General features: G+C 70.9%; 19 protein-coding genes. 14 read left to right on the plus strand and 5 right to left on the minus strand.

The genetic code is table 11. The features are described 5' to 3' along the window. The first annotated feature begins 141 nt into the window (after positions 1–141). From dhbC to G6045_RS26090, 5 genes are read left to right on the plus strand one after another with little or no spacing between them, the layout of a single operon-like run. Positions 142–1,377, plus strand: coding sequence for an isochorismate synthase DhbC (gene dhbC / locus G6045_RS26070; RefSeq protein ID WP_165334555.1), 1,236 nt, complete (start codon positions 142–144; stop codon positions 1,375–1,377). Beyond that, positions 1,374–3,008, plus strand: a complete 1,635-nt coding sequence (locus G6045_RS26075; protein WP_165334538.1) for a (2,3-dihydroxybenzoyl)adenylate synthase — start codon at positions 1,374–1,376, stop codon at positions 3,006–3,008. Before dhbC ends, G6045_RS26075 begins: the two co-directional genes overlap by 4 nt. A gap of 21 nt (positions 3,009–3,029) precedes the next feature. After that, complete coding sequence (locus G6045_RS26080) at positions 3,030–3,689, plus strand: isochorismatase family protein (RefSeq protein ID WP_165334539.1); 660 nt, start codon at positions 3,030–3,032, stop codon at positions 3,687–3,689. 6 nt (positions 3,690–3,695) lie between these two features. Further along, the gene (locus G6045_RS26085) at positions 3,696–3,926 is read left to right on the plus strand and encodes a phosphopantetheine-binding protein (RefSeq protein ID WP_165334540.1); all 231 of its coding nucleotides are present in this window, start codon (positions 3,696–3,698) and stop codon (positions 3,924–3,926) included. Continuing rightward, a complete protein-coding gene (locus tag G6045_RS26090; protein ID WP_165334541.1) occupies positions 3,923–7,870 on the plus strand; it encodes a non-ribosomal peptide synthetase in 3,948 nt (1,315 codons plus the stop codon). The genes G6045_RS26085 and G6045_RS26090 overlap by 4 nt, the downstream gene beginning before the upstream one ends. On the opposite strand, the gene G6045_RS26095 is transcribed toward G6045_RS26090, so the two are convergent. Beyond that, a complete protein-coding gene (locus G6045_RS26095; RefSeq protein WP_165334542.1) occupies positions 7,851–8,825 on the minus strand; it encodes a helix-turn-helix transcriptional regulator in 975 nt (324 codons plus the stop codon). The genes G6045_RS26090 and G6045_RS26095 overlap by 20 nt on opposite strands. Before the next feature lie 50 nt (positions 8,826–8,875). Between G6045_RS26095 and G6045_RS26100 the strand changes: the two genes are divergently transcribed. The 7 genes from G6045_RS26100 to G6045_RS26130 all read left to right on the plus strand — a co-directional run bounded on the left by G6045_RS26100 (position 8,876) and on the right by G6045_RS26130 (position 17,980). Continuing rightward, positions 8,876–9,364: a hypothetical protein gene (locus tag G6045_RS26100; RefSeq protein ID WP_165334543.1), complete on the plus strand. Its 489-nt coding sequence runs from the start codon at positions 8,876–8,878 to the stop codon at positions 9,362–9,364. Continuing rightward, positions 9,361–9,834, plus strand: a complete 474-nt coding sequence (locus G6045_RS26105; protein ID WP_165334544.1) for a hypothetical protein — start codon at positions 9,361–9,363, stop codon at positions 9,832–9,834. Before G6045_RS26100 ends, G6045_RS26105 begins: the two co-directional genes overlap by 4 nt. A gap of 205 nt (positions 9,835–10,039) precedes the next feature. Further along, complete coding sequence (locus G6045_RS26110) at positions 10,040–11,866, plus strand: AMP-dependent synthetase/ligase (RefSeq protein ID WP_165334545.1); 1,827 nt, start codon at positions 10,040–10,042, stop codon at positions 11,864–11,866. Positions 11,867–11,978: 112 nt separating this feature from the next. Continuing rightward, positions 11,979–13,271 carry an ABC transporter substrate-binding protein gene (locus G6045_RS26115; protein WP_206344186.1) on the plus strand — a complete coding sequence of 431 codons (1,293 nt, stop codon included), beginning with the start codon at positions 11,979–11,981 and terminating at the stop codon, positions 13,269–13,271. Between the two features lie 12 nt (positions 13,272–13,283). Continuing rightward, positions 13,284–16,100, plus strand: a complete 2,817-nt coding sequence (locus tag G6045_RS26120) for an ABC transporter permease subunit (RefSeq protein WP_235968310.1) — start codon at positions 13,284–13,286, stop codon at positions 16,098–16,100. Further along, complete coding sequence (locus tag G6045_RS26125; protein ID WP_165334547.1) at positions 16,097–16,879, plus strand: ABC transporter ATP-binding protein; 783 nt, start codon at positions 16,097–16,099, stop codon at positions 16,877–16,879. Before G6045_RS26120 ends, G6045_RS26125 begins: the two co-directional genes overlap by 4 nt. Positions 16,880–17,146: 267 nt before the next feature. Then, positions 17,147–17,980 carry an aldo/keto reductase gene (locus G6045_RS26130; RefSeq protein ID WP_165334548.1) on the plus strand — a complete coding sequence of 278 codons (834 nt, stop codon included), beginning with the start codon at positions 17,147–17,149 and terminating at the stop codon, positions 17,978–17,980. A 54-nt stretch (positions 17,981–18,034) separates the two neighbouring features. On the opposite strand, the gene G6045_RS26135 is transcribed toward G6045_RS26130, so the two are convergent. Beyond that, positions 18,035–18,727: an STAS domain-containing protein gene (locus G6045_RS26135; RefSeq protein ID WP_165334549.1), complete on the minus strand. Its 693-nt coding sequence runs from the start codon at positions 18,725–18,727 to the stop codon at positions 18,035–18,037. Between the two features lie 174 nt (positions 18,728–18,901). Here G6045_RS26135 and G6045_RS26140 point away from each other — a divergent pair, with 174 nt between their 5' ends. Then, entirely contained in the window at positions 18,902–19,240 is a 339-nt protein-coding gene (locus tag G6045_RS26140) for a helix-turn-helix transcriptional regulator (protein WP_165334550.1), read from the plus strand. 90 nt (positions 19,241–19,330) lie between these two features. Beyond that, entirely contained in the window at positions 19,331–19,771 is a 441-nt protein-coding gene (locus tag G6045_RS26145; RefSeq protein WP_165334551.1) for a helix-turn-helix domain-containing protein, read from the plus strand. Between the two features lie 27 nt (positions 19,772–19,798). On the opposite strand, the gene G6045_RS26150 is transcribed toward G6045_RS26145, so the two are convergent. The 3 genes from G6045_RS26150 to G6045_RS26160 form a co-directional block, all read right to left on the minus strand. Further along, the gene (locus G6045_RS26150) at positions 19,799–20,404 is read right to left on the minus strand and encodes a ClpP family protease (RefSeq protein ID WP_165334552.1); all 606 of its coding nucleotides are present in this window, start codon (positions 20,402–20,404) and stop codon (positions 19,799–19,801) included. Positions 20,405–20,406: 2 nt separating this feature from the next. After that, positions 20,407–21,033: an ATP-dependent Clp protease proteolytic subunit gene (locus G6045_RS26155; protein ID WP_165334553.1), complete on the minus strand. Its 627-nt coding sequence runs from the start codon at positions 21,031–21,033 to the stop codon at positions 20,407–20,409. A 155-nt stretch (positions 21,034–21,188) separates the two neighbouring features. Further along, positions 21,189–22,199: a class I SAM-dependent methyltransferase gene (locus G6045_RS26160; RefSeq protein ID WP_165334554.1), complete on the minus strand. Its 1,011-nt coding sequence runs from the start codon at positions 22,197–22,199 to the stop codon at positions 21,189–21,191. Between the last annotated feature and the right edge of the window lie 354 nt (positions 22,200–22,553).

Raw genomic sequence — 22,553 nt, forward strand, 5'->3', positions numbered from 1 at the left:
CGGCACCACCGCACCACCGCACGGAAGCCCCCCACACGATTGGAGTCCCTGGTGACCACGGCTCACGAAGCGCCGGCCATATCCGACGCGGCCGCTCGCCACGACGCGACCGCGACGGCCGCCGAAGAGTCCGAACAGCCCCTGCCATCAGGGCAGTTCACCACCACGGAAGCGCGGCCCGCCACCGCCACCGAAGCACGGACCGCCCCCGCCCCCGGCACCGGATCCGTCGGCGCCGCCACCGCGCTCCTGGACGCCTACCGCCCGGGCACCACCCGGTTCTTCGCCTCGCCCACCCGGACCCTGCTCGCCCACGGCGTACGCGCCGAAGTGCCGTACGACGAAAGGCCGTTGCCGCAGCGGGTCGCCGCGACACTCGACGCCCAGCTGCGCGCCGGCAACCGCGCCCCCGTCGTGATCGGCGCGGTGCCGTTCGACCACGACGCGCCCGCCGTGCTCGCCGTGCCGGAGGCCGTCCGCTGGGCGCCCGCGCTGCGGACGGACCCGCTGGTCGGCATCCCGGCCGCACCGCCCGCGAAGGCCGACTGGGACGTACGCCAGGTGCCCTCCGCGGACACCTACGCCGCGGCCGTGGCCGAGGCCGTCCGGCGCATGCGGGCGCGGGAGTTCAGCAAGGTCGTCCTCGCGCGCACCCTCGAGCTCGGCTCGCCCCGGCCGCTCGACATCCCGGCCATGCTGCAGCGTCTGGCCCGCCGCGACCCCGGCGGCTACACCTTCGCCGTGCCCTCGGGCCCGGGCCGCACCCTGCTCGGCGCGAGCCCCGAGCTGCTCGTCTCCCGGTCCGGCGGCCGGCTCGTCGCCAATCCACTCGCCGGGTCCACACCGCGCAGCGACGACCTGGCCGAGGACGTACGGCGTGCCGCCGCGCTCCTGGAGTCCGCCAAGGATCTGCACGAGCACGCGGTCGTGGTGGACGCGGTACGCGAGGCGCTCGCCCCGTACTGCACGGAGCTCGTCGTGCCCGAGCAGCCCACCCTCGTGCACACCGCCGCCATGTGGCACCTGTCCACCACGGTCACCGGCACCCTGGCCCGACCCGACACATCCGCACTGGAGTTGGCCTGCGCCCTGCATCCGACCCCGGCCGTATGCGGCACACCGACCTCGACCGCGCGCGAGGTCATCGCCGAGCTCGAACCCTTCGACCGGGGCCTGTACACGGGCATGGTCGGCTGGGGCGACTCCAACGGCGACGGCGAGTGGGTCGTCACGATCCGCTGCGCCGAAGCCGAGGAGCGGAGCCTGCGCCTGTACGCGGGCGCGGGTGTCGTCGCCGACTCGTCGCCGCAGGCCGAGACCGCCGAGACGGGCGCCAAGTTCGGCACCTTCCTGCACGCGGTGGGGGTCGAACAGTGAGCAACCCCGAGACGCTCAGCCCTGACGCGCCCTTGTGGCCCGAGGAGTTCGCCGAGCGCTACCGTGCCGCCGGCTACTGGCGCGGCGAGACCTTCGGACGGATGCTCCAGGAACGGGCCGCCGCGCACCCCGGCCGGGTCGCCGTCATAGACCCCGCGGGCGGCCGGCGCTGGACGTACGGAGAACTCGACAAGCGCGCCCGACGTCTGGCCGCCGGGTTCGCGTCGAGGGGACTCGGCAAGGGCGACCGAGTCGTCGTCCAACTCCCCAACGTGGCCGAGTTCTTCGAGGTGATCTTCGCGCTCTTCCGGATCGGCGCCCTGCCGGTGTTCGCGCTGCCCGCGCACCGCGAGAGCGAGATCCGCTACTTCTGCGAGTTCACCGAAGCTGTCGCGTACGTCATCCCCGATGTCGCGGCCGGCTTCGACCACCGCGAGCTCGCCACGCGCGTACGAGCCGAAGTGCCCACACTCAAGAACGTGTTCGTGGTCGGCGAGCCGGGCGAGCACACCTGCCTCGCGGACGTCCCGCTCGACGCCGACGCGGTCGCGTACCCCGAGCCGGAGCCCTCCGACCTGGCTTTCCTCCAGCTCTCCGGAGGGTCGACGGGCGTGCCCAAGCTCATCCCGCGGACCCACGACGACTATCTGTACTCGCTGTGGGGCTCCAACGAGATCTGCGCGGTCGACGAGAACTCCGTCTATCTGGTCGTACTGCCCGCCGCCCACAACTTCCCGCTCAGTTCCCCGGGTTCGCTCGGCGCGCTGTACGCGGGCGGCAAGGTGGTGCTGTGCCCGAGCCCCGATCCGGAGACGGCGTTCCCGCTCATCGCGCGCGAACGGGTCACGATCACCGGTCTCGTGCCGCCGCTGGCCCTCGTCTGGACCGAGGCGGGCCAGGACACCCGGCACAACCTGTCCAGCCTCGATGTGCTCCTCGTCGGCGGCGCCAAGTTCAGCGAGGAAGCCGCCCGCCGGGTCGCCCCGGCGCTCGGCTGCACCCTGCAGCAGGTCTTCGGCATGGCGGAGGGCCTGGTCAACTACACGCGCCTGGACGACCCCGTGGAGACGATCGTCACCACCCAGGGCCGGCCCATCTCCCCGCACGACGAGATCCGCATCGTCGACGACGAGGACCAGGAGGTGGCTCCCGGTGAGACCGGCCATCTGCTCACCCGCGGCCCGTACACGATCCGCGGCTACTGGCGGGCGCCCGAGCACAACGCCCGCTCCTTCACCGAGGACGGCTTCTACCGGACCGGTGACGTCGTCCGGATGACGGCCACCGGTCATCTCGTCGTCGAGGGCCGGGCCAAGGACCAGATCAACCGCGGCGGCGAGAAGATCGCCCCCGAGGAGGTCGAGAACGTCATCCTCGCCCACCCCTCGGTCCACGACGTCTCCGTCGTCGCCGTCCCCGACGCCTACCTGGGCGAGCGGACCTGCGCGTACGTCATTCTCCGCGAGGGCGCCGAGCCCCTGAAGCCCGTCGCCGTCAAGAAGTTCGTGCGCGAGCGCGGTCTCGCCGCCTACAAGGTCCCCGACCGGGTGGAGCTGGTCGCCGCCTTCCCGCAGACGGGCATCGGCAAGGTCTCCAAGAAGGACCTCCGCACCGCCGCCTCAGACCTGTAACACCGAAAGGCCCTTCACCCCATGGCACTCCCCGCCATCGCCCCGTACCCCATGCCCACCGCGGACACCCTGCCCGCGAACCGTGTCGACTGGACCGTGGACCCGGACCGGGCCGTCCTGCTCGTACACGATCTGCAGAACTATTTCCTGGGCGCGTTCACCGCGGATCAGTCGCCGGTGACCGAACTCCTCGCCAACGTAGGCCGGTTGACCAAGGAGGCGCGGACGCTCGGCATCCCCGTCGTCTACTCCGCCCAGCCCGGCGGGCAGAGCCCGCGGGAGCGCGGACTGCAGCAGGACTTCTGGGGCCCGGGGCTGCCGGACGACGAGCAGGCCAAGGCGATCGCGGGCCCGGTCGCGCCCCAGCCGGGCGACATCGTGCTCACCAAATGGAAGTACAGCGCCTACGTCCGCACCGAACTCGCCGAGCGGATGAAGATGCAGGGCCGCGACCAATTGGTGATCGTCGGCGTCTATGCCCATATCGGCGTCCTGATGACCGCTTGCGACGCGTGGATGCGGGACGTCCAGGCCTTCCTCGTCGCCGACGCGGTCGCCGACTTCTCGCGCGAGGACCACGACATGGCCCTGCGCTGGGCGGCCGGCAAGTGCGCGGTCGTCACCACGACCGAGGCGGTCCTCACGCAGACCGTCGCCGACACCGCCCCGAAGGAGGCCTGAGCCGCCATGGCACTGACCGTCGATCTCATACGGGCCGACGTGGCCGACGCCCTCGGCGAGGACCCCGCCGACATCCCCGTCGACGAGAACCTGGTCGACTACGGCCTCGACTCGGTGCGCATCATGACCCTCATCGAGCGCTGGCGCCGCGACCACGGCGTCGAGGCCACCTTCGTCGACCTCGCCGAGCAGCCCGCCATCGAGGCCTGGGCCCCGCTCCTCGGGGTGACGTCATGACGGCCGTACTCGAACCCGCGCAGCCGACCGCACTCCCGTCCACCGGGCTCCCGCTCACCGCCGCCCAGTCCGGCATGTGGTTCGCACAGGCCCTGGACCCGGCGAGCCCCGCCCAGAACACCGCGGAGTACATCGAGATCCACGGCCCGGTCGACCCGGCCGTCTTCGCCAGGTCGCTCCGGCAGGTGCTGGGCGAGGCGGACGCCCTGCGCGTACGAGTCGTCGAAACTCCGGACGGGCCACGGCAGTTGCCCCTCGCGGACCCGCCGCCGCTGCCTCTGACGGTCGAGGACCTGCGCTCCGCCGGCGACCCCGACGCGGCCGCCCGCGCCTGGATGCGCGCCGACCTCGCCGTACCCTTCGACCTCGCCACCGGGCCCCTCTTCGCGCAGGCCCTCTTCCGTGTCGGCGACGAGCGCTGGCTCTGGTACCAGCGGGTCCACCACCTCGTCATGGACGGCTTCGGCTACTCGCTGCTCGCCCGCCGCACCGCCGAGGTCTACACCGCCCTGGCGGCGGGCGAGGACCCCGGCCCGGGGCGCTTCGGGCGCCTGACCGAACTCGTCGCCGAGGACACCGCCTACCGCGCGTCGGACGCGTACGCCAAGGACCGCGCCCACTGGAACGAAGCCTTCACCGACCGCCCCGAGGTGCCGAGCCTCGCCGGCCGCACCGCGCTGCCCTCGCGCACCTTCCACCGCCGCACCGAGCACATCGGCACCGAAGTCACCGACCGGATCAAGGAGTTGGCGGCCGGCATCCGCGCCAGCTGGCCCGAGGTGCTCATCGCGACCCAGGCGCTGTACGTGTCACGGGCGACCGGGGCCGAAGAGGTCGTGCTCGGGCTGCCGATGATGGGCCGCATGGGCTCCGCCGCGCTGCGCATCCCCGGCATGGTCATGAACGTGCTGCCGCTGCGCCTGACCGTCACCCCGGGCGCCACCTTCGCCGAGCTCACCCGTCAGGTCGTCCTCGGTATCCGCGCCGCACGCCGCCACCAGCGCTACCGCTACGAGGACCTCCGCCGCGACCTCGGCCTGCTCGGCGAGGGCCGCGCGCTGGTCGGGCCGCTGGTCAACGTCATGCCCTTCGACTACGGCCTGACCTTCGCCGGCGCCCGCACGGACGCGCACAACCTGTCCGCGGGCCCGGTCGAGGACCTCACCGTCAACATCTACGACCGCGCCGACGGCACGGGTCTTCGTATCGACTACGACGGCAACCCCGAGCTGTACGAGGAGTCCGGACTCGCCGTCCACCAGCGCCGCTTCCTCGACCTGCTCGGCCGGATCGCCGCCGCCGATCCGCACACCCCTCTCGCCACGCACGGCATCGCGACAGCGGCCGAACGCGCCCTGGTCCTCGACGAGTTCAACAACACCGCACACGACGTCCCGCCCACGACCCTCATCGGCCCCATCGAGGCCCAGGCCGTCCGCACCCCGGACGCCACCGCCCTCGTGTTCGGCGCCGAGTCGCTGACGTACGCCGAACTCAACACCCGGGCCAACCGCCTGGCCCGCCACCTCCAGTCGCTGGGGGTACGTCCCGGAGCCCTGGCCGCCGTCGCCGTGCCACGCTCCCTCGACCTGGTGGTCACCCTGCTCGCGGTGCTCAAGGCGGGCGGCGCCTATCTGCCGCTCGACCCGGACTACCCGGCCGAGCGCCTCGCGTACATGCTGGACGACGCCAAGCCTGCCTGTGTCATCGCCGACACGCGCGACCGCGTCCCGGCCGGTACCGAGGTGCCTGCCGTCCTCCTCCAAGAGGCGGACCTGGACGGCTACTTGGGCACCGACCCGTGCCGCGCCCTGACCCCGCAGCACCCCGCGTACGTCATCTACACCTCGGGCTCCACGGGCCGCCCCAAGGGTGTCGTCGTCCCGCACGCCGCGATCGACAACCGGCTGCGCTGGATGCAGCACACGTATCCGATCGGCCCCGGCGACCGCGTCCTGCAGAAGACCCCCTCCGGCTTCGACGTCTCCGTATGGGAGTTCTTCTGGGCGCTGCGCGTCGGCGCGACCCTTGTGGTCGCCGAGCCCGGCGGCCACAAGGACCCGGCCTACCTCGCCCGCGTGATCCGCGAACAGGCCGTCACCACCTGCCACTTCGTGCCGTCCATGCTCCAGGTGTTCCTCGCCGAACCGGCGGCCGCCGCGTGCGCGACGGGTCTGCGCCGCGTGTTCTGCAGCGGCGAGGCACTGCCCCGCGACACCGTCCAGGAGTTCGGCCGCCGGCTGCCGGGCGTGGAGCTGCACAACCTGTACGGGCCCACCGAAGCGGCCGTCGACGTCACCTACCACCCCTGCGACACATCGGCCGCGAAGGACGGTCCTGTCCCGATCGGCAGGCCCGTATGGAACACCCGCCTGTACGTCCTCGACGCGGCCCACCAGCCCTGCCCGCCCGGCGTCGTGGGCGAGCTGTTCCTCGCCGGGGTGCAGCTGGCCACCGAGTACCTGGGCCGCCCCGACCTCACCGAGGACCGCTTCGTCCCGGACCCCTTCGCGGCGCCCGGGGCCCGTATGTACCGCACCGGCGACCTGGCGCGCTGGAGCGACAAGGGCGAGGTCGAGTACCTCGGCCGCACCGACCACCAGGTCAAGCTGCGCGGCCTGCGGATCGAACTCGGCGAGATCGAGGCCGTGTTGGCCGACTGCGCCGAGGTGACCGGGGCCTGCGTCCTGGTCCGTGAGGACCGTCCGGGCGATCAGCGGCTCGTCGGGTACGTCACCGGGCAGGCGGACCTGGACACCGAGGACCTGCGCGGCCGCCTGGCCGAGTCCCTGCCCGACTACATGGTGCCGGGCACGGTGCTCGTCCTCGACGACTTTCCGCTCAGCCCCAACGGCAAGCTCGACCGCAAGGCCCTCCCTGCCCCCTCGCTCTCCGCGGGCGGCGGCCGGGCCCCGCGCACCCTTCAGGAGGAGACCCTCACCCGGCTGTTCGCCGAGGTCCTCGGGCTCGAACAGGTCGGCGTCGACGACGCGTTCTTCGACCTCGGCGGCACGTCGCTGCTCGCCGCCCGGCTCGTGGCACGGGTACGGGACACCCTCGGCGGCGACCTCGCGATCGGCAGCCTCTTCCAGGCGCCGACCCCGGCGGCGCTCGCCGGCCGGCTCGGCGCGGACGAAGGCGCCGGCACGGCCCCGGACGAGGCGCTCGGCGTGCTCCTGCCGCTGCGGACCACCGGGGACCGCACCCCGCTGTTCGCGCTGCACCCGGCGGGCGGCATGAGCTGGTGCTACTCCGGGCTGCTCTCCCGGCTCGGCCCCGACCAGCCGGTGTACGGGGTGCAGGCCCGCGGCCTCGTCGACCCCGACGAGCAACTCCCGTCCACCATGGAGGAGATGGCCGCGGACTACGCCGACCGGATCCGCTCCGTACAGCCCCACGGCCCGTACCGCCTGATCGGCTGGTCCGTCGGCGGGGTCCTCGCGCACACCGTCGCCGTACGGTTGCAGGAAGCCGGCGAGGACGTCGACCTGCTCGCGCTCCTGGACGCCTACCCCTCCGACCAGTGGCAGGACCAGGCCGTTCCGGCCGAGGCCGACGCGCTCACCGCGCTCCTTCGGATGGCGGGATACGACCGTGGTGACGAGCTGACCCGCGAGGAAGTCCTCGCCACCCTGCGGCGCGAGGGCAGCGCCCTGGCCGGACTCTCCGACCACACGCTCACCGCGATCGTCGACATCGTGATCAACAACGCGCGTCTGATGCGCGCCCACCGGCACCGTGTCTTCGACGGCGATGTGCTGTTCTTCACGGCCGCCGCCCCGCGGGCCGAGGACTGGCTGACCCGCGAGTCCTGGCGCCCCTATGTGAGCGGCCTCCTCGACAACCTCGACATCGACTGCCTCCATCCGCAACTGACCCAGTCCCGCCCGCTCGACGAGATCACGGCCGTCCTGACCTCCCGGCTCAAGGAGCTGGACGGGTGAGCGGCAGCCCGTAGCGGTCCGCCAACGCGCGTACGACATCGGCCAGTCGGTCCCGCAGCGAGGCGGGTCCGAGGACCTCGACATCGCTCCCGAACCGCAGGAACTCCCCCACCGCGAAATCGGCCGACTCGACCGGCAGCTCGGCCAGGGTCCAGCCCTCGCCGTCCGGGCGCCCGTTGTCCGCGAGGGCCGCGGCCTGCCTCCCCGTGAGGCGGGCCGCGCCCGCGTCCGTCAGGCGTACCAGGGCCGTGCCGGAGTAGAGGCGGTCGTGGAAGTCCTCCTGATAGCGCCGCCAGTACGCGACGAGGTCGAAGTCGTCCGGCGCCTCGAACTCCTCGGACGCATCGGCGAGTTCGATGATCTGGTCGACCCGGTACGTCACGGGACGCGGCCCGCTCACCACGTACCAGCGGCCCGCCTTGAGGACGAGGCCGTACGGTTCGAGGCGGCGCTCGACCTCCATGGGCTCCTTCCAGCGGCGGTAGCGGACCCGCAGCACGCGGCGGTTCCAGACCGCGTGGGCGACCTCCGTGAGATACGGGACCTCGTCGGCGTCCGCGTACCAGCCGTGCGCGTCCAGATGGAAGCGCGACTTGATCCGGGCGCTGTGCACGCGCAGTTCGGGCGGGAGCGCCGCCTCGACCTTGTGCTGGGCGGCGGTGAGCAGCGAGCCGAGACCGAGTTCGGCGGCGGCGCCCGGTACGGCGGAGAGGAACAGCGCCTCCGCCTCGCCCGTCGTCAGACCGGTCAGCCGGGTGCGCCAGCCGTCGAGCAGCTGATACCCCCCGGCATGCCCGGCGTCCCCGTACAACGGAACGCCCGCGGCATGCAGCGCCTCGACGTCCCGGTACACCGTGCGCACCGACACCTCCAGCTCCTCGGCGAGCTGGGCGGCCGTGAGCCGTCCGCGGCTCTGGAGAAGCAACAGGATCGAGACGAGCCGGCTGGATTTCATGAGCACTTCACTGACAGAGGATGTCAGTGAAGTGCTCCTACGGTCCAGGCATGGCTTTCAGCGAGAAGTACCTCTGGACCCCGCCGCCCATAGAGGTGGACGGACGGCACATCAAGCGCTACCACGTCAGCGCCGATCCGGCGGGGATCGCACCCGACGTCGAGAAGGCGGCGTACGCGATCCTGCCCGAGCTGCTGCCCGAGTCCGACGGGACGCCGCCCGCGGCCTTCGTGGTGCTGCACCGGGGCGGGGACGACGGCGCGTACCTCAATGCGTACAGCTGGGCCTGGGACAACGTGCTGCACTTCGCGGGCGCGGCCGCCGGGCAGCCGGTGCTGGGCTGTCCGGACCGGGATCCCGCGCATTTCATCCGGCCCACATCGCCCTGGATCGGGTGCGTATGGGAGATTCCGCCGATCACGCATGAGCGCAACGCCTGGGTGCGCCACATGCTCGTGCCCGACTCCCCCGATCTCGACGGCTACGTGGCCGATTCCCTGCCCGAAGGCACCACCGGACCGTTCGGAGACCCCGCATGACCACCTCGTACGACTTCGACTTCCTCACCGGCCGGTGGCACGTCCGCCACCGCAAAGCCCTCGACTTCCTCAACCCTGAGGCGGCCGGCTGGCGGGAGTTCGACTCCGTCACCGAGGGCAGTACGCACTTCGGCGGCGCCGCTCATTTCGACGAGATCGCGATGCCCGGGCATGCGGGGCTCACGCTGCGGCTTTTCGACCAGGAGACCAAGGAATGGTCCCTGTACTGGGCGGACAGCAGGAGCGGAAAGCTCTATCCGCCGGTCACCGGACGGTTCGGGGACGACGGAACCGGGGAGTTCTTCGGGAACGACAGCCACGAGGGCAAGCCCGTGAGGGTCCGCTTCCGTTGGTCGGGGATCTCCGCGACCACCGCCCGCTGGGAGCAGGCCTTCTCCGCCGACGACGGCCGTACCTGGACCACCAACTGGATCATGGAGTTCGCGCGCGAGACGACGGGGAGGCGGTGACCGCGTCGTACAAATTCGGTGGAGATTACGCCACCGAAACTTACCCGGCGGTCAGTAATCTGTCCCACCCTCCTACCTTGTGGCCCCATTTAAGCGGCTGACCTGGACGTATCGGCACCTGGCCCGGACCGGAACGGCCCCTCCCGCCCGGGCTTCGCGTGGGGTACGTTCACCGCGATTCAAGGAGCGCCACAAGGAGAACCACTTGCGCGAGTTCACCTCACCTCCCCTGGCGTCCTCGGCGCCTGCGGTGGGCGGCCTGGCGGACGCGGTGTTCGACCATGCCCAGGAGGACCCGCTGCACATCGCCCTCGGCCGCAAGGCGGACGGGCAGTGGACGGACGTCACCTCGGCCGAGTTCTGCGCCGAGGTCCTGGCCCTGGCCAAGGGGCTGCTCGCGCAGGGCGTACGGTTCGGCGACCGCGTCGCCATCATGTCCCGTACGCGCTATGAGTGGACGCTCTTCGATTTCGCGCTGTGGACCGTCGGCGCCCAGGTCGTGCCGATCTATCCCACCTCCTCGGCCGAGCAGGTCTTCTGGATGCTGTACGACGCACAGGTCTCGTCCTGCGTCGTGGAGCACGAGGACCACGCCATGACCATCGGTTCGGTGATCGACCGGCTGCCCGCCCTGGAGCGTCTGTGGCAGCTCGACGCGCAGGCAGTCGCCGAACTCACCACGGCCGGCGAGCACATCGAGGACGAGGTGGTGCACCGCCACCGCCGCGCGGTGATGCCCGACTCGGTCGCCACCCTCATCTACACCTCGGGCACCACCGGCCGCCCCAAGGGCTGTGTCATCACCCACGCCAACCTCATGTGGGAGTGCGACACCATCGCCGCCCGCTGGGAGCCCGTCTTCCACACGAAGCCGGGCGACGAGCCCTCGACGCTCCTCTTCCTTCCGCTCGCACATGTCTTCGGGCGGATGGTGCAGGTCGCCGCCGTGCGCGCGAAGGTCAGATTCGGGCATCAGCCCGAGCTGAGCGCGGCGGCGCTGCTTCCCGATCTGGCGGAGTTCCGGCCGACGTTCTTCCTGGCCGTTCCGTACATCTTCGAGAAGATCTTCCACGCGGCGCGCCGCAAGGCCGAACTGGGCGGAAAACTCGGCCCGTTCGAGAAGGCCGTGGACTGTGCGGTGAAGTACGCCGAGGCCCAGGAGCACAAGGCTTTCGGCACCGGGCCCGGACCTTCGGCCGCGCTGCGGATGCAGCACAGCCTCTTCGAGAAGCTCGTCTACTCCAAGGTCCGCGAGGCCATGGGCGGGCGGGTGCGGCACGCCATGTCGGGCGGTTCGGGCATGGACCGCAGGCTCGGCCTCTTCTACGCGGGCGCGGGCGTCCACATCTACGAGGGGTACGGGCTCACCGAGACCACCGCCGCCGCGACCGCCAACCCGCCCGAGCGCACCCGTTTCGGCACCGTCGGCCTGCCGCTGCCCGGCACGACCGTGCACATCGCGGACGACGGAGAGATCTGGCTGCACGGGAGCCATGTCTTCCAGGGGTATCTCGGCGACCCCAAGGCGACCGACGCGGTCCTGCACGACGGCTGGCTCGCCACCGGGGACATCGGCGCTCTGGACGAGGACGGGTATCTCACGATCACCGGGCGCAAGAAGGAGATCCTGGTGACCTCCGGCGGCAAGTCCGTCTCGCCCTCGCAGCTGGAGGAGCGCGTACGGGACCACCCGCTGGTCGCGCAGTGCATCGTGGTCGGCAACGACCGGCCGTACATCGCCGCCCTGGTCACGCTGGACTCCGATGCCGTCGAGCACTGGCTGAACATGCGCGGCAAGACCTCCCTCGAACCGGCCGATCTCGTACGGGACCCGGATCTCGAGATGGAGGTGCGGCGCGCCGTCGTGGCGGCCAACACCCTGGTCTCGCAGGCCGAATCCATTCGTACGTTCCGCATACTGGCGCACCAGTTCTCCGAGGAGCACGGGCTGCTCACGCCGTCCCTGAAGCTCAAGCGCAAGGCCATTGAGCAGACCTACTCCGCCGAGGTCGAGGCGCTCTACAGCAGCTGAAGTACTCCGGGACCGCACTTGAACGGCCCGCGGATACGCCCGAGTCAGTTTTCTGACGGGTCATCAATTGGCGATGCGTCACTTATTGACGGTTCATCAGGTCCCCCACAGAATGCGGAGACTTCGACGGAGGGACAGGGCCGTGTTGCGATCGTTCCGCGCCATCGCAGCAGCGTCGGCAGCGCTGCTGCTCGCCACTGCATGCAACTCAGCTTCCAACTCAGCCGACGGCTCGGACAATCCGGGCAAGGGCGGTTCGGTACGGGGAGTGACCGACGACTCGATCAAGGTCGGCGGCATCGTCTCCATGACCACCGCGAGCGGCTACAGCAAGAAGGACACCGACCTGGGCGCCAAGGCCCGCTACGACCGCGCCAACGCGGAGGGCGGGATCAACGGCCGCAAGATCGACTACATCGGGGCCGAGGACGACGGCCAGGACCCGGGCAAGAACATGGCCGCGGCCCGCAAGCTCGTCCAGCAGGAGAAGGTGTTCGCCGTCTCGCCGATGAGCTCGGTGACCTTCTCGGGCGGCGACTTCCTGGAGAAGGAGAAGGTGCCCACCTTCGGCTGGGGAACGATCCCGCAGTTCTGCGGCAAGCAGTACATCTACGGCTTCAACGGCTGCCTCGTGCCCATGCCGGGCGGAGTGATCACCCAGTCCTGGCCCGAGGGCCTCGCGCATGTGCTCGGCGGCGCGAAGGGCAAGTCGGTGGCGGTGATCGCCAATGACAACGACGCGGGCAAGTTCGGCATCCGCACCTACCAGCAGGGCTTCGAGGCGGCCGGGTTCGATGTCGCCTACGCCAAGGCCACCGTGCCCGCCACCTCGGCGCCGAGCGACTGGTCCGCGTACACCAAGGAGATCCTGCGCTCCAACGGGGGCAAGGCTCCCGACGTCGTGGTCTCCGTGATGCAGACCCCGTACAACATCGGCCTGTTCACCGCGCTCAAGCGCTCCGGCTTCAAGGGGCTGCTCACCGACCCGACCGACTACGACCCGGGGCTGCTCGCCAAGAAGACCACCGCGCAGGCGCTCGACGGGGTGCATGTGCTGCTCTCCTTCGAGCCGTTCGAGTCGGACAGCGCGCAGATGGCGCAGTTCAAGGAGGACATCAAGAAGGCCGCGGGCAAGGACGTGCCGCTCAACATGCACATGATGACCGGGTACATGTCCGCCGACTACTTCCTGTCCATCGCCGAGAAGGCCGGCAAGGATCTGACGGTGGACTCCTTCACGAAGGCCGCGGCGGCCTACTCGGACACCGGCACCATGGTCGGTGACCGCTCGGGGCCCAAGGGGCAGAAGGAAGCGTTCGGCTGCGGTGCGCTCGTGCAGCTGAAGAACGGCAAGTACGAGGTGTCGTCGCCCTTCAAGTGCTACGAACCCATCCCGTTCAAGTAGGGGGCCACGGCCATGGCTGACCTTCTTGGCTTCGTGCTGAGCGGTCTGGTCTCGGGCGCCCTGTACGCCCTGCTCGCGACCGGACTCGTCCTGTCCTATTCGGCCTCCGGACTCTTCAACTTCGCCCATGGCGCGACCGCTTACCTGTGTGCGCTCGGCTTCTACGAACTGCACTCGGGCTTCGGCTGGCCGGCGGTGCCGACCGCCGTCCTGATGGTGTTCGTGATCGCGCCGGCGCTCGGCTGGGCGCTCGACCGGCTGATGTTCCGCAAGCTGGCGCGGGTCGGCGAGACGGCGCAGATCGTCGCCACGATCGGTCTGCTCGTCGCGCTGCCCGCGCTCGGCCTGTGGGTCGTCGAGCTGTTGGAGGACGCGGGCGCTTCGGTGAAGCCCGCGGAGAACCAGTTCGGGCTTCCGGGCGTCGGTCCTTCGCCCGCGACCTCATGGCAGCTGATGGACGGCGTCGGCATCGACTCCGACCAGCTGATCACGTGGGTGGCGACGGCAGTTGTCGCGGTGGGCCTGTGGATCCTGATGCGGCACACACCGCTCGGGCTCAAGCTCCGCGCGTCCGTGGACAACCGCTCCCTGGTCGAGCTGCGCGGCATCAGCGCGGACCGGCTGTCCTCGCTCGCGTGGATGCTGTCGTCGGGACTCGCCGGGCTCGCGGGCGTGCTCGCCACTCCCCTGCTCGGCCTGTCCTCGCACGACTTCACGCTGTTCCTGTTCGTCTCCGCGACGGCCGCGGTGCTCGGGCGCTTCATGTCCGTGCCGCTGGCCTTCGCGGGCGGCCTCGCGCTCGGCGTCCTGCAGAACCTGGTCGCCGGCTACGCCTCGTTCGCGGACGACATCACCGGCTTCCGTACCGCGGTGCCGTTCCTGATCCTGTTCGCCGGGCTGCTGATCATGACCAGGCGGCAGCGCATCGCGGGCACGGCGGCCGTGGACGCCCCGCCGATCGACTATCTGGCGGGCAAGTCGTGGATACGGAAATGGGGGCCGTGGACGGCGGGGGCGCTGCTCCTGGCGCTGGCGTTCTACACCGTGACCACGCCGTTCTGGAGCGGCATCCTCGCCCAAGGTCTGGCGATCTCCCTGGTGTTCATCTCGTTCACCGTGGTAACCGGGCTGGGAGCGATGGTGTCCCTGGCGCAGGCGACCTTCGTCACCGGGGCCGCGATGGTGGCGGGTCTGCTGATGAGCCATGGCTGGCCGTTCATCGGCGCGGCGGTGGTGGGCACCTGTGTGGCGGCGGTGCTCGGGGCGCTGGTCGCGCTGCCCGCGCTGCGGCTCGGCGGCCGGTCCCTCGCGCTCGCGACGCTGGCCCTCGCGTTCCTGGCGGATCAAGTCCTGTTCCAGATGGGCTGGTTGAGGAACGGTGACACGGGCTGGGAGATCCCCCGCCCGATCTTCGGTCCGGTCGACCTCACCGACGACCGCGCGATGGGCGTCGCCATGGTGGTCCTCGTGGTGGCGGCCGTCGCGGCGGTCGGCGCGCTGCGGAACTCGCCGTCCGGGCGCGCGATGCTCGCGGTCCGCTCGGCTCCGGCGGCGGCCATGGCCTCGGGCGTCTCCGTGGTCCGTACGAAACTGATGCTGTTCACGCTCTCGGCAGGACTCGCGGGGTTCGGCGGCGTGATGTACGCGTCGTTCCAGACCCGCATCACCGCCACCGACTTCACCGCGATGACCGGTCTGATCTGGCTCGCGGTGGTGGTCGCGGCCGGGGTGCGCAGGCCGCAGTTCGCCGTCGTGGCCGGTCTGGTCTTCGCGATCATGCCGCCGCTGATCTCGGACTACGTCACCGAGTCCACGCATCTGCCGGTGATCCTGTTCGGTCTGGCGGGCCTGGCGCTCGCCAACGATCCGGACGGATACGCGGCGGCGGCGTCCGTACGGCGGCACCGGCGCAAGGCGGCGGTGGCACACACGCCGGATGCCTTGGCCAGGGCGGAGGCCGGGCCGCCGCCCGAGGGTGCGGCGCTCGAACTGCGCGGGGTACGCGCGGGCTACGACGGCGCCGCTGTCCTGACCGGGGTCGACCTCACGGTCCGCTCCGGCGAGATCCTCGCGCTGCTCGGCCCCAACGGCGCCGGGAAGTCGACCACGTGCAAGGTCGCGGCCGGACTGCTGTCCGCGCAGGGCGGCACGGTGTACGTGTCCGGGCACGACGCCACGCGGCACGGCGCGGTGCGGCGGGCGCGGGCCGGGGTGGTCCTGGCGCCCGAGGGCCGGGGCATCTTCCCGTCCCTCACCATCGAGGAGAACCTGGCGCTGCATCTGCCGTCCCGCCAGGCACGGGACGAGGTCTACGCACGGTTCCCCTCGCTGGCGGAGCGGCGCAAGGTGACGGCGGGTTCGCTGTCCGGCGGTGAGCAGCAGATGCTGGCGCTCGCGCCCCTGCTCCAGGACCCGCCGAAGGTCCTGATCGCCGACGAACCCTCGCTCGGTCTCGCACCACGGATCGTGGACGAGGTGTTCCGGCTGCTGACCGAACTGCGGGACGCGGGAACGGCGTTGCTGCTCGTGGAGGAGAAGGCGGCGGAGATCCTGGGCGTCGCGGACACGGTGGCGTATCTGTCCCAGGGCAAGGTGACCTGGTGCGGCCCGCGCTCGGAGGTCCAGACGGACCGGCTCACGGAGGCGTATCTGGGGATCGCGGGGTCGAAGAACGGCACGGTGCCGGCGCAGGCGTCCGGCGAGAGCTCGCCGGAGAGTGGGGCCGAGGCCGCGCCCGAAGCCTCATCCGAGCCCTCGCCCGCACCCGCACCCGCACCCGCACCCGCACCCGCACCGTCATCCGACGAGGAGGAGGTGGCACAGCCATGAGCAGGTATCTCCTCGAGGCCTCCGGGATCGGGGTCCGCTTCGGCGGGATCAAGGCCCTCACCGACGTCTCGCTCGGTATCGCGCCGGGCGAGGTCTGCGGTCTGATCGGTCCGAACGGTGCGGGCAAGACCACACTGTTCGACGTGGTCTCCGGCATCCGCAGGCCCGACAACGGCCGGGTGCTCCTGGACGGTACGGACATCACGCGCCGCTCCCCGGTCTGGCGGGCGCGGCACGGGATGCGCCGCACCTTCCAGCGCCAGCAGCTGTTCGGCCAGCTCACGGTGGCGGACAACCTGGTGGTGGCCCAGGAGTGGCGCGGCGGCGGAGGAGGCCTCGCCGCCGACCTGCTGTCCTCGCCGACCCGCCGCTCCCGGGAGGCCGCGCGCCGGGCGCGGGCCGCGGAGGTCCTGCGCTCCTGCGGCCTCGAGCATCTCGCCGAGGACTACGCGGGCGCCCTGCCCGTCGGCCGCGCGCGCATGGTCGAACTGGCCCGCGCGCTGGCCGACCCGCCGCGCGTCCTGCTCCTGGACGAGCCGGCCTCGGGCATGACGGCCGAGGAGCGCGGCCAACTGTCGGCCGTGATCCGCCACTTGGCGGACGAGGAGGGCTGCGCGGTCCTCCTGGTCGAGCACAACGTGGCCTTCGTCATGGAACTCTGCGCCCGCGTGGTCGTCCTCGATCTGGGATCGGTCCTGGCGGAGGGGCCGGCGGCGCAGGTCCGGGCGGACCCGAAGGTGCGGGAGGCGTATCTCGGCTACAGCGCCGCCGGCGCTTGAGGAGATCTTTCAGCCCCTGCGGCGTTTGAGCAGATCCGAACGAAGTTCGGATGCCGGGGTCCGGGGCGAAGCCCCGGTTTCGGGAAGGGATGGGGTGGGCACAGGGCCGCAGCGGGCCTGGCCCGCCCCGTCCACCTGACCGGACGCGGTCAACCGCTCCGACCGTTAGGGTCGAAGGTGAACAAATTCGACCGCCGACGGAATGGATCACGCCCCGCCCCCGTTGAAGCGGGACGTACCACCCCACCACGTAAGGATCGAGAGCTCGTGAGCAAGGTCCCCACCATCACCCTCAACAACGGCGTCGCGATGCCGCAGCTCGGTTTCGGCGTCTGGCAGGTGCCGGACGACGAGGCCACCCAGGCCGTCGCCACCGCCCTGGAGGCCGGGTACCGCAGCATCGACACCGCCGCCGTCTACGGCAACGAGGAGGGCACCGGCAAGGCCCTCACCGCCTCCGGGATCGCCCGCGAGGAGCTCTTCGTCACCACCAAGCTCTGGAACTCCGAGCAGGGCTACGACTCGACGCTGCGCGCGTTCGACACCTCGCTGGCCAAGCTGGGCCTCGACTACGTCGACCTGTACCTCATCCACTGGCCGCTGCCCTCGAAGGACCTGTACGTGGACACGTACAAGGCCTTCGAGAAGATCTACGAGTCCGGCCGCGCCAAGGCCATCGGCGTCTCGAACTTCACCGTCGAGACCATGGAGCGCCTGCTCGGCGAGACCTCCGTCGTGCCGGTGGTCAACCAGATCGAGCTGCACCCGCAGCTGCAGCAGGCCGAGCTGCGCGCCCTGCACGCCAAGCACGCCATCGCCACCGAGGCCTGGTCGCCGCTCGGCTCGGGCAAGGGTCTGCTCGACGTCCCGACGATCGTCGCGATCGCCCGGAAGCACGGCCGCACCCCGGCGCAGACCGTGCTGCGCTGGCACCTTCAGGTCGGCAACGTGGTGATCCCGAAGTCCGTCACCCCCTCGCGCATCGCCGAGAACATCGACGTCTTCGACTTCGAGCTCGACGCCGAGGACCTCACCGCGCTCGCGGCCCTCGACGAGGGCAAGCGCCTGGGCCCGGACCCGGCCGTCTTCGACGTGGCCTGATCCCGCCCCTGCCCGCCCGGCCCGAGTCGCCGCCCGTTGCGTACGGGCGGCGGCTCAGGCCGAGTGCCCGGCGGTGCGACCCGCGACCGCCGCGGACAGCAGCTGCCGTACGTCCGGGGGCAGCGCGCCGCCCATGACCGAGTCCACCAAGTCCTGGGCCAGACGGTGCAGTTTGGTGTTGCTGCGCTGCGACACCTCGACGAGCACACTCCACGCGTCCTCCGGGGTCAGCGCGAAGGACGCCATCAGGACTCCGCGGGCCATGTCGATGGCCGGCCGTGTCTCCATCGCCCGCCGGAGCTGGACCACTTCGAGGAACAGGTCCTGCGCCGCGTCCACCGGCAAGCCACCCGGCGGCCCGTCCTGCGCGTCACCCGCCTCCTCGCCCGCCGGCAGCACTCCGTCGGTGGACATGAACAGCGGCCGGGTGTGCGTGACGTCGAGCAGCCGCCCCACAGCCGTGCTCACGGCTCGTACGGAGATGGTCTTGCCGCTGTCCAACGCCTGCTGGCGCATCCGCAGCAAGGTGTTGAGCCCCGAACAGTCGCAGAACTCCACCTTGCTCAGGTCGAGTTCGATGCCGTCGCGCGTACGGCCGAGGGCCTCGCGCAACGTTCCGTGCAGCAGGGGCGCGGCGTGCACATCGATATCCCCGCCGACCACGATCAGCCAGCGGTCGCCGACGGCGTGCACCCCGAGCTCGAGCGGCCGTGTGCTGCCGGGTAACGAAGTCGCCTGCTCTGGCATGACGTTGACTCCCTGGTGCTCTTCCTGCGCACAGGTGCTTCCCACTTCGGTCACAAGACTCGCCGTCAGAGCTTCACCCGTCAAGCGATGCACGAAACAGATTTCGTCTATCTCAATTCGCCAATCTTGTTACGCCTGTTGGAATGCGCGAAAGCAACGTCCTATGCTGAAGGAATGGGAGCTGTACCTGAACCACACACGGGCTGGACCTTCCTCACCAACCACGCCCGGGTGCTTGCCGTGATCGCAGGCGATCCCTCCGCCCGCATCCGTGACATCGCCGCACACTGCAGGCTCACGGAGCGCGCCGTCCAGCGGATCATCGCCGACCTCGAAGCGGGGGGATACCTCTCCCACACCCGCCAGGGACGCACCAACACCTACCAAATCGAGTCGGGCACCCCGCTGCGGCACCCGGCCGAGGCCGGGGTGACGGTGGCCACGCTGCTCGCGATCCTGGCCCAGCACGACGAGGAGCGCACCCAGCAGCCGGAGCAGGCACGCACCCGATAGGTGGCGATACGCCCCTTTCCGGGCGGCCGCTCTGCCGACAGCAGAACGTTCCGGCACACCTGCGCCGCGCTTCCCTCCTACGCTGGAGTGGTGAGCAGCCACGAGAACGCGACCGACGACGCCCGTGTCATCCAGCTGAGGCCAGGCCGGCGCCCCGCGCCGCAGGCCGCACCGGCCAGGGAGCCGCTCTGGCGCGACCTGGTCGGCGATGTGCTGCGCAGTGAACGGCTCGCGCAGGAGCGGACGTTGAAGGACGTCGCGGACGAGGCACGGATCTCGATGCCGTACCTCTCCGAGGTCGAACGCGGCCGCAAGGAGGCCTCGTCCGAGGTGCTCGCCGCCGCGGCCCGCGCCCTCGGACTCACCCTCGCCGAGCTGCTCGGGCGCGTACAGGGCGAGATCATCAAGGTCGGCGCCCTCACCTCGGTCGCCCCGGCGCAGGCCTCGACGAGCGTCTCCTCGTTCGCGCCCGCGCAGGCCTCGGCCGGCGCCTCCGCACTGAGGCGGGGCGAGGTCAGGCTCGCGGCCTGACCCCGCCCTGTCCGCGGTGCGGTCGGCTCAGGCCGCCCGCACCAGCCGGCGGCTCAGGACCTCGTCCGCCAGGCCGTACGCCACCGCCTCCTCGGCCGTGAACACCTTGTCGCGGTCCATGTCGGCGCGCAGCGTCTTGGCGTCGTGGTGCGTATGCCGCGCGAGGACCTCCTCCACCTGGGAACGGATCCGCACCATCTCCTTGGCCTGCAGGGCGAGATCGGACACCGTGCCCTGCGAGCCGCCGGCCGCGGGCTGCCCGAGCAGCACCCGCGCGTGCTCGAGGACGAAGCGCCGGCCCGGATCACCGCCGGCAAGCAGTACGGCCGCGGTGGAGGCGGCCTGGCCCACGCAGTACGTGGCGATCGGGGCGGTGATGTACGACATGGTGTCGTAGATCGCCATCAGCGAAGTGAACGAGCCTCCCGGGGAGTTGAGGTAGATCATGACCTCCTGCTCGGGCGAAGAGGACTCCAGATGGAGGAGTTGCGCGATGACGACGTTGGCCACGCCGTCGTCGATCTCGGTGCCGAGGAAGATGATCCGCTCCGAGAGCAGCCTGCTGTAGATGTCGGAGACCCGCTCACCCTGCGAGGTGCGCTCGATGACACTCGGAATCGTGTACTGACCCATCGTCAGACCCCCAGTCCCATACGCGGCTTCGTGCTCTTGGGCCGTACGTCGTCGAGGGAGGCCAGCACATGGTCGACCATCCCGTACTCCTTGGCCTGTTCGGCCGTGAACCAGCGGTCGCGGTCGCCGTCGCGGGCGATGACCTCGGGGGTCTGCCCGGTGTGCTCGGCGGTGATCCGCTCGATGGACTGCTTCATGAACTCCAGGTTCTCCGCCTGGATCGCGATATCCGCGGTCTGCCCGCCGATACCGGCCGACGGCTGATGCATCATGATCCGCGCGTTGGGCAGCGCATAGCGCTTGCCCGCGGCGCCGACGCTGAGCAGGAACTGCCCCATGCTCGCGGCGAACCCCATCGCGAGGGTCGAGACGTCGTTGGGGATCAGCCGCATCGTGTCGTAGATCGCGAGCCCGGCGTGCACGGAGCCGCCGGGGCTGTTGATGTACAGACTGATGTCGGTGCGCGCGTCCTCCGCGCTGAGGAGCAGAAGCTGGGCGCAGACCCGGTTCGCGGACACCTCGTCGACCTGGGTGCCGAGGAACACGATGCGCTGGCTGAGGAGTTGGGCGGCGAGGTGGTCGTCGTAACGGCTGGGCGCGGTGTCGCCGTCGTTTGCGTACGGGATCATCGCTCCTCCTTACGTGGTGGGTGTCGGCTTGCTGTGACTCCACCTTCGGCGCCCGGGAGCGCCGGCGTAAGGGATCTTTGCCCTCGGCAGATTCGCCGACGGCAGAGCGATGCCCGGTGTGCTGGGAGGACTTGGCCCGCGCACCGGGCGGGTGACTACTTCACGGCGAAGTGCACGCTCTGCACACCGAGGACGAAGACGTCGTCGCGGCGGTGCAGGCTCAGCTCGTCCGCGGGGTCGAGGAGGCGGTCGAGGGCGGCGCGGTCCTCCGCGTCCAGGTGCTCGCCCATCATCTCGCGGCTGCGGGTGAAGGTGTCCAGGATGTGCGCGCGGGCCTCGGGCGCGGGCGGGGCGGGACGGTCGACGAGGTAGCTGCGGGTGGCCGCGGGGCGCAGGCCCGCCGCGGCCAGCATCGCCGGCCAGTGCTCGGTCTCGCGCTTGGCGCCGTCGAGGGATTCCCGCATCTCGTTGAACCAGTTGTCGCGTACGGCCTCGATACGGTTCTCGAGGCCCGGCCGGCCGAACCCGAAGTCCCTGGGCAAAAAGCGCGTGGACAGTCCGCCCTCGAGCAGGACCAGCACGCCGCCGGGCGCCAGGGCGCCGGCGAGGCGGGTGAGCGCGGCCTGCTGGTCGCCCATGTGGTGCAGGGACTGACCGAGCCAGATGACGTCGGCCGGACCGATGCCGTCGAGGCCGTCGGGGAGCTCTGCCTCATGCGTGCGCACGCGGCCGTCGAGGCCCTGGCTCTTCGCCCGCTCCTGCGCGCGTTCGAGCAGCGGACGGGCCGCGTCCACCGCATACGCCTCGGCCTCGGGGAAGGCCTCGGCGAGACGGCAGGTGAGGATTCCGGGGCCGGCGCCCGCGTCGATGATGCGGGCGGGGGTGTGGCCTCGTTCGAGGAGGTCGGCCTTGAGGTCCTCGATGATGCCCGTGTACTGGGGGGCGAAGACGGTCGCGCGCTGTTCGAGGTACTCGGCCATCGCACCCCAGTCGAGGTCCTTGCTCTCGTGGGCGTGGGCGTGGGCGTGGGCGTGCGTGTGGCTGCCGCCGTGACCGTGGTCGCCGTGACCGTGGTCGCCGTGACCGTGGTCGCCGTGACCGTGGTTGCCGTGCCCGTGGCCCTCGTGACCGTCGTGGGTGCCGTTGCCGTGCCCGTCGTGTGCCATGTCCGTCTCCCGCGCCTCGTACGTCTGCTGGTTGCCTCCAGCGTCGGCGGGTGCGGCGCGGGTGGCAAGTTCTGTTGCGGTTCCGGCAAACTCGGCCCTCTACTGAGCGCGCTTCAGCGCAACCAGCCGAAACCGCGGCTCCCCCCGTGGCGCATCCGGATCCGGCAACCCCTCGACCTCCGCCGCCAACGCCTCCAGCTCCGCCCCCTCCGCCCCCACCCGCGACACATACCGCCCCGCCCGCAAGGCCGCCGCGGACGGTCGCGGCGGCCCTGCGGGCGGGGCGGTATGTGGCGCGGGGGGGGGCGGAGGGGGCGGAGCTGGAGGCGGTGGCGGCGGGGGTCGAGGGGGTGC

The organism is Streptomyces mesophilus (assembly GCF_011044995.1).
Lineage (GTDB): Bacteria > Actinomycetota > Actinomycetes > Streptomycetales > Streptomycetaceae > Streptomyces > Streptomyces mesophilus.